We start from the raw sequence: 14,527 nt of genomic DNA, 5'->3' as shown, positions 1-14,527 counted from the left end.
TTATTCTCCGATGAAGCTGGATTTTTCTTCCACCCGCAGTTCGGGGTGGTTGAGCGACTGGAGCACGAAGTGGATTTCGTGGCTGCCCTTGGTCGCGTACTGCGGGTCTGCCTGCACGTGCACGGTGACGGCTTCGGTTTCCGCCGCGCGCACGTCGATTTCCGCTTTCTCCGCCTTGGCCTTGATGCCGGGCAGGCCATTGGCTGTGATGGCGAAGCGCTGGTTTTGTTCCGTGGTGTTGATGATCTTGATGATGTAGGTGTTTTCCAGCCAGCCTTCCTCGGTCTCGCGCACCAGCGAGGCGCGGTCGCGGATGATGTCCAGCTTGACGGGCTTGCGCAGGAGCAGCGAGGTGACGGCGGCGACCAGCACGATGGCCAGCACCAGGCTGTACAGCACCACGCGTGGCCGTTTCAGTCGGGACGGGATGGCTTTTTCCGGGTATTTGCCTTCCAGCGCGTTTTCCGTGGTGTAGCGGATCAGGCCGCGCGGATAGTTCATTTTGTCCATCACGTCGTCGCAGGCGTCGATGCAGGCGGCGCAGCCTATGCACTCGTATTGCAGGCCGTTGCGGATGTCTATGCCCACCGGGCACACCTGCACGCAGATGCTGCAGTTGATGCAGGAGCCCAGGCCTTGCTCTTTCGGGTCCGAACCCTTCTTGCGCGCGCCGCGCGGCTCGCCGCGGGCTTCGTCGTAGGAGATGATCAGGGTGTCGGCGTCGAACATCACGCTCTGGAAGCGGGCATACGGGCACATGTACTTGCATACTTGCTCGCGCATGAAGCCGGCGAACAGATAGGTGAAGCCGCCGTAGAAAAACATCCAGAAGGTTTCCCACGGGCCGTAGCCGAAACTGGGGATGGCCGCCACCAGGCTGCGTATCGGCGTGAAATAGCCCACCAAGGTGAAACCGGTCCACAGCGAGAAGGCGAGCATCAGGAAGTGCTTGGTGGATTTGAGCCTAAGCTTGTTCAAGCTCATGGGCGCGGCGTCCAGCTTCATCCGTTTGTTGCGGTCGCCCTCCACCCATTGCTCTATCCACAGCATGATTTCGGTGTACACCGTTTGCGGACAGGAATAGCCGCACCACAGCCGGCCGGCGATGGTGGTCCAGGTGAACAGGCCGAAAGCGCAGCACATCAATAGCGCGGCGAGGTAGACGAAATCCTGCGGCCATACGGTGAGGCCAAACAGGTAAAACTTGCGGTTGATCAGGTCGAAGAACACCGCCTGGCGGCCGTTCCATTGCAGCCAGGGCAGGCCGAGATACAACAGCTGCGTGCCGATGACAAACAGGACGCGAAAGTTGTTGAACAGGCCCCTGACTGAGCGCGGGTAGAGTTTCTTCTGGGCTTCGTACAGCGAGACGGTGGCGCCTTCTTTATTGGCGGCTTCGACTTTTATGGGGATCTTCTTCAGCGACTCTGACATGTTTTTTTCCTGGAGAGGGCTTGGCTGAACTCACCTTGCGATGCGTTGGGCCAAGGCCTCTGGGGTGGGCGGAAAAACGCCGCCTGCGGGAGCAGGCGGCGCAGCCAGGCTTATTGCGGGGCTTTGGTATTGTTGGACAGACCCCAGACATAGGCTGCCAGCAAGTGGACCTTGCCTTCGCCCAGGAAGTCTTTCCAGGCCGGCATCTGGTTGTTGCGGCCGTTGGTGATGGTTTCGATGATGGTCTTCTCGGTGCCGCCGTACAGCCAGCTGCCGGACGGGTGGGTCAGGTTGGGCGCGCCCAGCTGCTGGTTGCCCTTGCCGTCCGGACCGTGGCAGGCGGCGCACAGCGTGGCGAAGGTTTCCTTGCCGCGGGAGGCGCGCTCGGCGTCGAATTTCTTCTTGTTGGCCGAGATCGACAGCACGTAGTTGGCCGCGTCCTTGACCTTCTCCTCGCCCAGCACCGCGCCCCAGGCCGGCATCTGGCCATGGCGGCCGTTCAGGATGGTGGTCTTGATGGTGTCGGGATCGCCGCCGTACAGCCAGTCGTGGTTCACCAGATTGGGGAAGCCCTTGGCGCCGCGCGCGTCCGCGCCGTGGCATTGCACGCAGTAGGTCTGGAACAGGCGCTTGCCCATTTCCTGAGCCTGCGGATCGGCCGCCACCGCTTTCAGGTCCTGTTTCAGGTACTTGTCGTACAGCGGCTGGTACTTGGCTTCGGCTTGCGCGCGCTCGTCCTTGTACTGGCCGACCGAGGTCCAGCCGCGGATGCCCTTGAAGTCGCCCAGGCCCGGGTACAGCACCAGGTAGACGATGCCGAACAGCAGCGTGATGTAGAACATCAGCATCCACCAGCGCGGCAGCGGGTTGTTGTACTCCTCCAGGTCGCCGTCCCAGACGTGGCCCATGGTCTGGACTTCCTCGCCCTTCTTGACCGTGGTCTTGGACTGAGTGAAGACCAGCAGGGTCAGGCCTATGATGCCGCCCAGCACGATCACGATAATCCAGATGTTCCAGAAATCGCTTGTGAATTGACTCATTTTCTAGCTCCGTTGGATGCCTCGCCGCGCGGGGCTTCCTCTACCTTGTCGTCATCCAGGAAGGGCAGGTTGGCCGCTTCCTCGTACCGGTTCTTGGAGCGCTTGCTGTAGGCGATGATCAGCACCACGATGAAGAACGCGAAACTGACCACGGTGAACAGCGAACGCCCGATCGTTACCCAGTCCATGGCTCAACGCACATTCTTCAGCGCAAGACCCAGGCCTTGCAGGTAGGCGACCAGGGCGTCCAGCTCGGACTTGCCTTCCACTTGGGTCTTGGCTTCGGCGATTTCCTTGTCGGAATACGGCACGCCTACCATGCGCAGGGCAGCCATCTTCTTGGGCACCACTTCGGCGTCGACCAGGCTCTTGGCCAGCCACGGGAAGGCCGGCATATTCGATTCCGGGACCACGTCGCGCGGGTTGGTCAGGTGCACGCGGTGCCATTCGTCGGAATAGCGGCCGCCGACGCGGGCGAGGTCCGGACCGGTGCGCTTGGAGCCCCACTGGAAGGGGTGGTCGTACACCGACTCGCCGGCTACCGAGTAGTGGCCGTAGCGTTCGGTTTCCGCGCGGAAGGGGCGGATCATCTGCGAGTGGCAGTTGTAGCAGCCTTCGCGCACGTAGATGTCGCGGCCGGCCAGTTGCAGGGCGGTATACGGCTTGACGCCGGCCACCGGCTCGGTCACGGATTTCTGGAAGGCCAGGGGCAGAATTTCCACCAGGCCGGCCACGCTGATGACCAACAGCGTCAGCACGATCAGCCAGCCCACATGTTCTTCGATCAGTTTTTGGATTTTGTCCATGATTATTACCTCGTCTCCTTTAGTGGGCTTGCGCGGTGATGGCCGGGATCTTGGCGTCCACGGCGCGGCCGGCGGAGACGGTGCGGAAGGTGTTGTAGGCCATCAGCAGCATGCCGGACAGGTACAGGAAGCCGCCGAGGAAGCGTACGAAGTAGTACGGGTAGCTGGCCTTCACAGATTCAACAAAGGCGTAGGTCAGCGTGCCGTCCTGGTTCAGCGCGCGCCACATCAGGCCCTGGGTCACGCCGGAAATCCACATCGAGGCGATGTACAGCACCACGCCCACGGTGGCCAGCCAGAAGTGCGCCTCGATCAGCTTCACGCTGAACATGGAGTCGCGGCCGAACAGGCGCGGGATCAGGTAGTACATGGAGCCGATGGTGATGAAGCCCACCCAGCCCAGCGCGCCGGAGTGCACGTGGCCAATGGTCCAGTCGGTGTAGTGGGACAGCGCGTTGACGGTCTTGATCGACATCATCGGGCCTTCGAAGGTGGACATGCCGTAGAACGACAGCGACACCACCAGGAATTTCAGCACCGGGTCGGTGCGCAGCTTATGCCAGGCGCCGGACAGGGTCATGATGCCGTTGATCATGCCGCCCCAGGATGGCGCCAGCAGGATCAAGGAGAACACCATGCCTACGGACTGGGTCCAGTCGGGCAGGGCGGTGTAGTGCAGGTGGTGCGGACCGGCCCACATATAGGTGAAGATCAGCGCCCAGAAGTGCACCACGGACAGACGATACGAGTAAACCGGACGGCCGGCCTGTTTGGGCACGAAGTAATACATCATGCCGAGGAAGGCGGCGGTCAGGAAGAAACCTACGGCGTTGTGGCCGTACCACCATTGCACCATGGCGTCGACGGCGCCGGAGTAGACCGAGTAAGACTTGAACAGTGTTACCGGCACGAAGGCGGAGTTGACAATGTGCAGCAGGGCCACGGCCAGGATGAAGGCGCCGTAGAACCAGTTGGCCACATAGATGTGCTTGACCTTGCGGATGGCGATGGTGCCGAAGAACACGATGGCGTACACCACCCAGGTGATGGCGATCAGGATCTTGATCGGCCATTCCAGCTCGGCGTACTCCTTGCCGAAGGTAAGACCCAGCGGCAGGGTGATGGCGGCCAGCACAATGACCAGCTGCCAGGCCCAGAAGGTGAAGGCGGCCAGCTTGTCGGAAATCAGCCGGACGTTACAGGTACGCTGCACCACATAGTAGGAAGTGGCGAACAGGCCGCAACCGCCGAAGGCGAAAATGACGGCGTTGGTGTGCAGCGGGCGCAGGCGGCCAAAGTGGAACCAGGGCCCGAAGTTGAGCTCTGGCCACACCAGCTGGGCCGCGATGACTACGCCCACCAACATGCCGACGATGCCCCAAACTACGGTCATGATGGCAAATTGGCGCACCACCTTATAGTTATAAGTGGATTGCGTTTCCATTAAGGTTATCTCCAAGGTTGCTAACTCAGAACATGAACAAACCGTTGCGACTTGAACTTTCCCCGCGTAACCACAATCTGGAGCTGTGTCGGGACAAGTCGCGGGAATCGAACCGCATGGTTGAGTCAAGTGCTAGACCTGTATCGAAAGGCCTCGATGTCCGTATTAGCAGTTCATCGATCTTTCCGACAGCACCCATTCCCAGCCAGGACCATGCTTTTATTCTATGTCAGGCATTGTGCCCAAACCAGCCGCATGCATGGCCTGGTCGTTCCGGCATGTTCTTGCCGCGTGACTGCGCGAGCGGCAATCGATAAACGGTCTAGATTGTCGCCCATGCAATTGTATTGTCCTGCTGGCAGCAGCACTTGATATGGATCAAGACGGAACAATCGTCGGCGCTTTCCAGACGGAAATGCTAGAATCATCAGGTTTTGCAACGCATGCAGGCAGGTCATGATGCAGTCCACTTCCGTACATTACACGCTGCGCCCGGTTTCGCCGGAGGCGCATCTGTTCGAGGCCTCGGTCACGGTTTCGCAACCAGCCAAGAATGGCCAAATCTTTTCGCTGCCGGCGTGGATTCCCGGCAGTTATATGATTCGCGAATTTTCCAAGCACATCGTTTCGATGACGGCGGAGAGCGGCGGCAAGCCGGTTTCTGTGCGGCAGCTGGAGAAGAACAGCTGGCAGGCAGACCCGGTGAAAGGCGCGCTGACGCTGCGTTATCAGGTCTACGCCTATGATCTGTCGGTGCGCGGCGCCTATCTGGACAGCGAGCGCGGCTTCTTCAACGGCACCAGCGTTTTCCTGGCGGCGGACGGTTACCAGGACGAGGCGTGCGCGGTGGATATCGAGGCGCCCGCCGGCAAATCTTATGCCGATTGGAAATTGGCTACCAGCCTGCCGGCGACGGACGTCAAGAAAAAGAGCGGTTTCGGCCGTTACCAGGCGTCCAGTTACGATGAGCTGATCGACCATCCGGTGGAGATGGGGGTATTCAAAAAAGTCATCTTCAAGGCCTGCGGCGTGCCGCATGAGTTCGTGGTGTCCGGCCGCTTCCAGTGCGATCTGAAGCGCCTGGCGGACGATGCCAAGAAAATCTGCGAATACCAGATCAAGTTGTTCGGCGAGCCGGCGCCGTTTGAGCGCTACGTATTCATGCTGTTCGTCGGCAAAGATATCTACGGCGGCCTGGAGCATCGCGCCTCCACCGCCCTGGTGGCCAATCGGGACGATCTGCCGGCGGCGGGCGCGGCGGAAATCAGCGACGGCTACCTGAAGCTGCTGGGCCTGATCAGCCACGAATACTTCCACAGCTGGAACGTCAAGCGCATGAAGCCGGCGGCGTTCACGCCCTACGACCTGAACCGCGAAGGCCATACCCGCCTGCTGTGGGCGTTCGAAGGCATTACCTCCTATTACGACGACCTGACCCTGGTCCGCTGCGGCCTGATAGACGAAAAGCGCTATCTGGGCTTGCTGGCCGAAACCATCACCGGCGTGCAACGCGGCGCGGGCAGGATGAAGCAAACGCTGGAGCAGTCCAGCTTCGAAGCCTGGACCAAGTACTACCGCCAGGACGAGAACAGCCCCAACAGCATCGTCAGTTACTACACCAAGGGCTCGCTGGCCGCGCTGGCGCTGGACTTGCTGATCCGCCGGGACAGCAAGGGCAAGCAGTCGCTGGACGACGTGATGCTGGCGCTGTGGAAGAAATGGCTGGCCGATGGCAAGGGCTTGCAAGAGGACGAGTGGGAAAAGATCGCCATCGAAACCACCGGCCTCAAGCTCAAGCCTTTCTTCGACCTGGCTCTGCGCAGTACGCAGGATCTGCCCTTGGCCGAGCTGCTGGCCAGCCAGGGTATCGAGATGCAATTCGAGGCGGCGCAGGGCGCGGCCGACCGCGGCGGCGTGGTGGATGCCTTCGCCGGCAAGCCGGCGCTGTTGACGCTGGGCGTGAAGACCGCGGCGGATGCCGCCGGCGTCAAGCTGGCCCAGGTGCTGGATGGCGGCGCGGCCCAGGCGGCCGGCCTGTCCGGCGGCGATGTGGTGGTGGCGCTGGACAAGCTGCGCGCGGCTGATCTGGACAAGCAGATCGCCCGTTATGCGGCAGGCGACAAGATCAAACTGCACGCCTTCCGCCGCGACGAGCTGATGACTTTCGACGTCACGCTGCAGGCTGCGCCGGAAGACACCTGCCGCCTGAAGTCGCTGCCGGATGGCGGCAAGTGGATAGCAGGCCGCTGATCGACCAAGGTACAAAAAAGAGCGGCGCCGCAAGGCGCCGTTCCGTCTATGAATGAGGCCGGCCACAAGCCGGAAGAATAAGGAGAGACACGCATGGCTCAACAGCCGGAAGTGAAGTACCGCAAGGATTATCAGGCCCCGGCCTTTCTGATAGACCGCGTCGATCTGGTGTTCGACATCGAAGACGACGCCACCCGCGTGCATTCCCGGCTGGTGATCAATCGCAACGGCCAATCCGCCGCCGCCGATCTGCAGCTGGACGGCAGCGCCAAGCTGGTGGCTGTGGTGCTGGACGGCGAGAAGCTGAACGACAGCCGCTACAGCCTGGTCGACGACGTGCTGACCGTGGCCGGCGTGCCGGACAGCTTCATTCTGGAAGTGGAAACCGAGCTCGAACCGGCCAGCAACACCAGCTTGATGGGCCTCTACGCGTCCAGCGGCAACCTGTATACCCAGTGTGAGCCGGAAGGCTTCCGCAAGATCACTTATTACCTGGACCGCCCGGATGCGATGTCCAAGTTCACCACCACCATCAAGGCCGACAAACAGAAGTACCCGGTGCTGCTGTCCAACGGCAACAAGGTGGGCGAGGGCATGGTGGACAAGAAGCGCCACTGGGTTAAATGGGTAGACCCGTATCGCAAGCCGGCCTATCTGTTCGCGCTGGTGGCGGGCAAGCTGACGGCGCTGCGCGACAAGTTCGTCACCCTGAGCGGCCGCGAAGTGGCGCTGGAGATCTGGACCGATCCGGCCGACCAGGACAAGACGCCGCATGCGATGGAGTCGGTCAAGCACTCGATGAAGTGGGACGAAGAGCGCTTCGGTCTGGAGTACGACCTCGACATCTACATGATCGTCGCGGTGGGCGACTTCAATATGGGGGCGATGGAGAACAAAGGCCTCAACATCTTCAACACCAAATACGTGCTGGCGCGCCAGGACACCGCCACCGACACCGACTTCGAGGACATCGAGGCGGTGATCGGCCACGAATACTTCCACAACTGGACCGGCAACCGCGTGACCTGCCGCGACTGGTTCCAGCTTTCGCTGAAGGAAGGCCTGACCGTCTACCGCGATCAGGAATTCAGCGCCGACATGTACAGCCGCGCGGTGAAGCGCATCGACGACGTCAAGGGCCTGCGCATGGCGCAGTTCCCGGAGGACGCCGGCCCGACCGCGCACCCGATCCGCCCGGACAGCTACATCGAGATGAATAATTTCTACACCATGACCGTGTACGAGAAGGGCGCGGAAGTGGTGCGGATGTATGAAACCCTGCTGGGCCGCGCCGGCTTCCGCAAGGGCATGGACCTGTACTTCAAGCGCCATGACGGCCAGGCTGTCACCTGCGACGATTTCCGCGCCGCCATGTCCGACGCCAACGACGCCGATCTGGAACAGTTCGCGCTGTGGTACAGCCAGGCCGGCACGCCGCGCCTGGCAGTCTCCTCCAGCTACAACCCGGCGGAGCGCAGCTACACGCTGACCGTCAAGCAAAGCTGCCCGGCCACGCCGGGCCAGGCCGTCAAGCTGCCTTTCCATATCCCGCTGACTCTGGGCCTGGTGGGCCAGAACGGCAAGGACCTGCCGCTGCGGCTGGCCGGCGAGGCGGAAGCCGCAGGCGCCTCGCGCGTGCTGGACATCAAGGCCGCCGAACAGAGCTTCACCTTTGTCGACATCCCGGCCGAGCCGGTGCCGTCCCTGCTGCGCGGCTTCTCCGCGCCGGTGAAGTTGGAGTACGACTGGCGCGACGACCAGCTGGTGTTCCTGATGGCCAATGACAGCGATAGCTTCTGCCGCTGGGAAGCGGGCCAGACCTTCGCCGAGCGCCTGTTCAAGCAATTGATCGCAGATGTGGCCGCCGGACGCGAACTGAAGCTGTCCGAAGTGTTCGTCGGCGCCTTCCGCGCCGTGCTGAAGGACCATAGCCTGGATCCGGCTTTCAAGGCCTTGATGCTGACGCTGCCGACCGAGGGCGAAATCCTGGAGATGGTGGACGTGGCCGACCCAGCCGTCATCCACCAGGTGCGCGATTTCGTGCTGGATCAGCTGGCGCAGGCCCTGCGCGGCGAATGGCGCGAGGCTTACGAGCTGAATCTGACCCGCGAGTACAAGCCGCTGGATGCCGGCAAGCGCAGCCTGAAGAACCGCGCCTTGTGGATGCTGAACCGCCTGGACGACGCCTGGCCGGCCGAGACTGCGGCCAAGCAGTGCCTGGAGGCGGACAATATGACCGACCAGATGGGCGCGCTGCTGGCGCTGCGCGACCGCGACGGCGAGGAGCGCGACGAATGCTTCACCGCTTTCGCCTCGCGCTGGCAGGACGAGGCCCTGGTGATGGACAAGTTCTTCATGCTGATAGGCGGCAGCCAGCTGGAAGGCACGCTGGAGCATGTGAAGGCGGCGCTGCAGCATCCGGCCTTCACCATGAAGAACCCGAACAAGGTGCGCTCGTTGCTGGGCGCCTTCGGCGCCAATATGTTCCATTTCCACGCGGCGGACGGGAGCGGCTACCGCTTCCTGGCGGACCGCATCCTGGAGCTGGACGCCATCAACCCGCAGGGCGCCAGCGGCCTGACCCGCGCCTTCCGCCGATTGAGCAAGCTGGAGCCGGGCCGTCAATCGCTGATGCGCGCGGAGCTGGAGCGCATGGCCAAGGCTGAACTGTCCAAGGACGTGTACGAGATCGTGTCCAAGATACTGGCTTGATCCGCGTGGCTCTCGTGGCTCGCGGGTATGGCCTGGCGGTCAACCCGCGCTACGGGCTTAGGCAGGGCGGAGGCCGAGGTTTGCCGGGGCGTTCCGCCATTTAGCCAAGCGGAAGGGGGAACGCTCCCAGGGGGCTTCCGCCCTACGGGAGCTGCCTCCCGCAGGGTTGACGACCGGCATGCAGGGTGTTTTGCAGACAGCCGCAATGTTTGGGGGCAGCCCCTCTCCCCCGCGGGAGAGGGGCGCTGTACCGCCCACCTCATGCCGGAATGAAAAACGCGCCGCATATCGCCGGCGCGTTTGGCTTTGGCGCGAGCGACGCGGAGCTTATTCCACCCGCAGCCGCTGGCCGACGCCGCCGCCGTGTTTCTTGGGCAGATTCAACAGCAGCACGCCGTTTTCATACTTGGCGCTGGCCGCCTCGCGGTCTATGTCCTGCGGCAACTGGAAGCTGCGCGACACCATGCCGTAATAGCGCTCGCTGCGCAGGCTTTGCTGCTCCTTGCTTTCTTCGTCGTATTGCTTGACTTCGGCCTTGATGGTCACCCGCGAGCCGTCGATCTCGACATGTATATCCTCTTTGCCGACGCCGGGCAGCTCGGCTTCCACCTGGTAAGCCTGCTCGGTCTCCTTTACATCCATCTTGATTTGCGCTGGCAGCGCATCGCCGTGCAAGGGTTTGATGAAGAAGCCTGGCGTGAAGTCGCGGAAAAAATCGTCCAACAGGCTATGTCGGGTAGGCAGCATGCTCATTTTCCTCTCCTTTCATTTCAGTGGCTTACGGCGGTTGCCGTCTTGTGATGGAAAATAGAGCATATGCCGCTGGTTTCAAGGGAGAGCTGTCGTTTGTGTTGATGGAGGTCAAGTCAGCCGCGCAGCCACAGCCCGGCGAAGTCCGTCCAGCCGTTGCCGCCCAGTTGCAGGCCAGCCAGCTGCGGGCTGGCGCGGTGCCCCACTTGCTCATGCGACAAGGGCAATAGCCAGCCTTCCTCCACCAGCCAGTCGCCGGCGCGGCGATAACCGGCCTGGCGCGCGGCGAAGTCGGCTTCGCCTTGCAGGCCGCGCATCTCGTCGGCCAGGCGGCCGGCTGCGGCCGGCGTCAGTCCCAGGCGCAGCGTGCCGCAACCGTTCAGCCACTCGAACATGCCGTAGTCGCGGTCATCATGCAGAATCTCGCTGCACAGGATCAGATCGGCCCGCTCCCGCCAGGCGGCGGAGTCGAAGAATTCGCGCCGGGACAGGCAGTGCGCGTTCAGACTGACGCCTAGCCGGGCCAGGCGCTGCGCCAGCGCGGCGGCCAGGGGCGGGAAACAGGGCAAGTCGTAATGAAATAGCGTCAGCTCGCGGACCGGTAGCCGCGGCGGCTGCGCCGTCGTCGGGCGCGGATGACGCCAGCCAGGCTGCAAGCCCAGCGCGAGTTCGCGCGCGGCGTTGGCGGATATCGGATGCGGCGAGGCGAGATAACTCATCAGCGGCAGGCGCTGCGAGTCTGGAATGCCGGCCGAGCCTGGCGGGATCAGCAGATAGGTGCAGGCCGATTGCAGCATGGTGGCGCCGTTCTGGGTGCCGTACTCCAGCCGCAGATGGTAATCCTGCTCCTCGGGTGTGGGAATGATCCACAGCTCGATTGCGTCCAGCAGCGCGCGCTCGCGGTAGTGACGTTCGAAGGCCGCGAGCCGCAGCCGCTGCGGGCTGCGCAATTCGACCTGGAAGGGGCCGCTACCTATCGGCATATGGTCGAAGTCCGGACCGCGCCGTTGGGGCACGATGGAGGCATTGGCGGTGGCCAGCCGCTGCGGCCACAGGAAGTCCGCCGCCTCCAGCCGGCAGCTGAAAGACAAATCGTCATGGACGTCCACGCTTTGAAGGTGGGCATATAGCGCGTGGTAGGGATTGTCCGGCCGCTTCAGGCGCAGCAGGCTGGCCGCAGCGGTGGCGGCATCCAGCGCCGAGCCGTCATGGAAGCGCAGGCCTGGCCGCAGCCAGAAGCGCCAGTTTTTGCCCTCGGCGTCGCTGTCCCAGTGGTGGGCTAGCGCCGGCCTCAAGCTTTGCCCGAGTTTGTCATGGCGGCACAGCCGGTCGAAAATCTGGCGCACCAGGTGCGCCTCCAGCCGCGCGTTGACGCGCTGCGGGTCCAGCGTCAGCGGCGCGTGCGGAATGGGGATGCGCAGGCTGCGGCCGCTGTCGCCGGCCCCGAGGTGGGCAGGCAGGCTGGCCAGCAATTGCTGCTGCCGCGCCGGCTCCAGCCGGGAGAAGGCCTGCTCCAGTTGTCCGCGCGCCAGCATGTCTTGCAGCCGCTGCCAGTCCAGTCCGTCCGGCGTTTGCTTGAGGGTGAGGGTGGAGCGATGGCCGCGGCCGCGGCCGGCTTGCCATTCCAGCCAGCCCAGTTCGCGCATCCTGGCCAGTTGCAAGCGCGCGTTGCGCTCGCTGCAGCGCCACAGCTCGGCCAGTTGCGGCAGGCCGGGTTGCGCCGGGGCTGCGCCATAGGCGTGATACAGCAACTGGTATTGTTGATGCAGGCGCATGCCGTCCCCTTAAAAAAGGAAGTATTTATTATGGATTATATCCATTTTTATATTCCGCTTTCTCAAACATACTGCCTTCGTTCCATTTGATTTCAAGGTGTTGCCGTGTCGCTGCATTCCCCCATCGTGCGCCGCATTCTGCTGTCTTCGTTCCTGTTGTCATTGTCGCGCGCGGCGATCACGCCGCTGTTGGTGCTGGCCCTGGCCAGGCAGCTTGGTTTGAGCCTGCAGGCCACCGGCGGCTTATTGGGCGCGGTGCTGCTGGCCTCGGCGCTGTTCGGCTTGTACGGCGGCTACTGGCTGGATCGCCTGCCGCGCGGGCCGGTTTTGCGCGCGGCGGCTGTGTTGATGGGCCTGGGCAGCGCGCTGCTGCCGTATGGCCATGGCTATGCCGTGGTGGTGACGGCGCTGGCGGCTGGCGAGCTGGCGATGACGCTGTATGGCATCGCGGTGAAGGCGATTTTGAGTGATCTGGTAGCGGAAGCGCAGCGCGCCAAGGCCTTTTCCATGCGCTACACCCTGGCCAATGTGGCCTGGGCGGTGGGGCCACTATTGTGCAGCGGCATGCTGCTGTGGAACGAGCTGGCGCCGTTCTGGCTGGGCGGCTTGCTGGCGTTTGCCGGCTTGCTGACCCAGCCGCGCCTGCCGTCGTTTCCGCGCGATATGGCGGTGCTGCCTGAGGGTTTCGCCGCAACCTTGCGCACCCTGGCCGGCGACCGCGTGCTGGTGTGGTTCACGCTGAGCAGCCTGTTGGCCTATGTGGTGTATGGCCGTTTTTCCAGCTATCTGCCGCTCTATCTGCTGACGAGGATGAGCGAGGCGGAGGCCATGCGCTGGATGTCCGTCTTGATCAGTTGCAACGCCATCGTGGTCGTGGCGCTGCAATACCCCTTGGGCCGGCTGCTGAAGCCTAAGCGGCTGATCCGCGCCGTAGCCGGCGGCTTTTTGTTGATCGCTGCCGGCATGTTGTGGCTGGGCGGCGCAGACAGCCTGCCCATGATGTGCGCGGCCATCGCCCTGTTCACGCTGGGCGAGGTGGTGCTGGTGCCGGCGGAATATCTGTATGTCGACGCCATCGCGCCGGAGGCGCTGAAGGGCAGCTATTACGGCGCGCAAAACCTGGCCACGCTGGGCGGCGCGCTGGGGCCGGCGCTGGCGGGTGCGCTGCTGGCGCATGGCCCTGCCTGGCTGCTGTTTGCCATGCTGGCCCTGCTGTGCGCGCTGGGCGCGGGACTGGCGCTGTTCAGCGAACGGCTGCGTTTGCAAGGGGCCGCGGGGGAGAAGCGCATCCATGCTTCCGCTTTGCCGGGTTCTTTGTCATGATCAAGCGTTTGCTTGAATTGCCGCGCAGACGGCAAGGGCATGATCCAGCGAGGAAACCATGGAGAAACTGCAGCAGGATTTATACGTGCCGGTGGGCGACGGCGAGCGGCTGTTCGTCAAGCGCATAGGGCGCGACGGCGGCGCACCGGTGTTGATGGCGCACGGCGTGATGGCCAACGGACGCATCTTTTACACGGATTCCGGCAAGGGACTGGCCCATTTCCTGGCCGATGCCGGCTACGACGTGTACGTGGCGGACTTGCGCGGCCGAGGCCGCAGCACGCCGAAGATCAGCCGCGCCTCGCGCCATGGCCAGACGGAAACCATCTGCGAAGACCTGCCGGCATTGCACGCCTTCGTCCGCGGCATGAGCGGCGGCCAGTCGGTGCATTGGGTGGCCCACTCTTGGGGCGGCGTGCATATGAGCAGCTGCCTGGCCCGTTTCCCGAGCATCGCCGCCCAAGTGGCCAGTGTGGTGTATTTCGGCTCCAAGCGCAGCGTGCGGGTGCGCAATCTGAACAAGCTGATCGAGGTGGATTTCATGTGGAACACCGCCTCGCGTTGGCTGATCAAGGCCTTTGGCTATCTGCCGGCGCGGCGCATCCGGCTGGGCGCGGACGATGAAAGCGATAAGAGCCATCTGCAAAGCAAGCTATGGGCCCAGCCCAAGCCCTGGGTGGACAGCGACGACGGTTTCGACTACGCCGCCGCGGCGCGGGCCGGCCATTTGCCGCCGATTCTGTATTTCGCCGCCGTCAACGACCCTTGCCGCGGCCACCCGGAGGATGTGCGCCGCTTCCGCGACGAATCCGGTTCGCATCTATCCCGCCTGCATCTATTAGGCAGGCGGGCCGGCCACCTACACGATTACAACCACGTGTCCCTGCTGACCCATCCAGACGCGCCGCGCGACCACTTTCCGCTGGCGCTGGATTGGCTGGCGGGGCGATATGATGCGGTGACGGAAAATTATTGAGCGGAGTTGATTCGGCG

Annotated in this window: 11 protein-coding genes; 4 read left to right on the top strand and 7 right to left on the bottom strand. The window is 63.0% G+C overall.

The window, feature by feature from the left end; all coding sequences use genetic code 11:
- The 5 genes from ccoG to ccoN all read right to left on the bottom strand — a co-directional run bounded on the left by ccoG (position 1) and on the right by ccoN (position 4,724).
- Positions 1 to 1,434, bottom strand: coding sequence for a cytochrome c oxidase accessory protein CcoG (gene ccoG, locus C2I19_RS06795; RefSeq protein ID WP_103901957.1), 1,434 nt, complete (start codon positions 1,432 to 1,434; stop codon positions 1 to 3).
- A gap of 110 nt (positions 1,435 to 1,544) precedes the next feature.
- The gene (ccoP, locus tag C2I19_RS06790) at positions 1,545 to 2,474 is read right to left on the bottom strand and encodes a cytochrome-c oxidase, cbb3-type subunit III (RefSeq protein WP_103901956.1); all 930 of its coding nucleotides are present in this window, start codon (positions 2,472 to 2,474) and stop codon (positions 1,545 to 1,547) included.
- Positions 2,471 to 2,662, bottom strand: a complete 192-nt coding sequence (locus C2I19_RS06785) for a cbb3-type cytochrome oxidase subunit 3 (RefSeq protein ID WP_103901955.1) — start codon at positions 2,660 to 2,662, stop codon at positions 2,471 to 2,473. Before C2I19_RS06785 ends, ccoP begins: the two co-directional genes overlap by 4 nt.
- 3 nt (positions 2,663 to 2,665) lie before the next feature.
- Entirely contained in the window at positions 2,666 to 3,280 is a 615-nt protein-coding gene (ccoO, locus tag C2I19_RS06780) for a cytochrome-c oxidase, cbb3-type subunit II (RefSeq protein ID WP_103901954.1), read from the bottom strand.
- 19 nt (positions 3,281 to 3,299) lie between these two features.
- Entirely contained in the window at positions 3,300 to 4,724 is a 1,425-nt protein-coding gene (gene ccoN / locus C2I19_RS06775; RefSeq protein WP_103901953.1) for a cytochrome-c oxidase, cbb3-type subunit I, read from the bottom strand.
- Positions 4,725 to 5,180: 456 nt separating this feature from the next.
- Here ccoN and C2I19_RS06770 point away from each other — a divergent pair, with 456 nt between their 5' ends.
- Together C2I19_RS06770 and pepN are read left to right on the top strand one after the other, a co-directional pair.
- A complete protein-coding gene (locus tag C2I19_RS06770; RefSeq protein WP_233201124.1) occupies positions 5,181 to 6,974 on the top strand; it encodes a M61 family metallopeptidase in 1,794 nt (597 codons plus the stop codon).
- A 93-nt stretch (positions 6,975 to 7,067) separates the two neighbouring features.
- The gene (pepN, locus tag C2I19_RS06765; protein WP_103901952.1) at positions 7,068 to 9,686 is read left to right on the top strand and encodes an aminopeptidase N; all 2,619 of its coding nucleotides are present in this window, start codon (positions 7,068 to 7,070) and stop codon (positions 9,684 to 9,686) included.
- A 327-nt stretch (positions 9,687 to 10,013) separates the two neighbouring features.
- On the opposite strand, the gene C2I19_RS06760 is transcribed toward pepN, so the two are convergent.
- Both C2I19_RS06760 and C2I19_RS06755 read right to left on the bottom strand, forming a co-directional pair.
- Complete coding sequence (locus C2I19_RS06760) at positions 10,014 to 10,439, bottom strand: Hsp20/alpha crystallin family protein (RefSeq protein WP_103901951.1); 426 nt, start codon at positions 10,437 to 10,439, stop codon at positions 10,014 to 10,016.
- A 113-nt stretch (positions 10,440 to 10,552) separates the two neighbouring features.
- The gene (locus tag C2I19_RS06755) at positions 10,553 to 12,211 is read right to left on the bottom strand and encodes an ABC transporter substrate-binding protein (protein WP_103901950.1); all 1,659 of its coding nucleotides are present in this window, start codon (positions 12,209 to 12,211) and stop codon (positions 10,553 to 10,555) included.
- Between the two features lie 105 nt (positions 12,212 to 12,316).
- Between C2I19_RS06755 and C2I19_RS06750 the strand changes: the two genes are divergently transcribed.
- Together C2I19_RS06750 and C2I19_RS06745 are read left to right on the top strand one after the other, a co-directional pair.
- A complete protein-coding gene (locus tag C2I19_RS06750; protein ID WP_103901949.1) occupies positions 12,317 to 13,534 on the top strand; it encodes an MFS transporter in 1,218 nt (405 codons plus the stop codon).
- A gap of 58 nt (positions 13,535 to 13,592) precedes the next feature.
- Positions 13,593 to 14,510 (top strand): alpha/beta fold hydrolase, encoded by a 918-nt coding sequence (locus C2I19_RS06745; RefSeq protein WP_103901948.1) that lies wholly within the window; start codon positions 13,593 to 13,595, stop codon positions 14,508 to 14,510.
- Positions 14,511 to 14,527: the final 17 nt, after the last annotated feature.

Origin of the sequence: Chromobacterium alticapitis (assembly GCF_002924365.1) — a bacterium.
Classification (GTDB): domain Bacteria; phylum Pseudomonadota; class Gammaproteobacteria; order Burkholderiales; family Chromobacteriaceae; genus Chromobacterium; species Chromobacterium alticapitis.
Note: the sequence above shows the minus strand (reverse complement) of the source record. Positions and strands in the feature narration are given on the sequence as shown.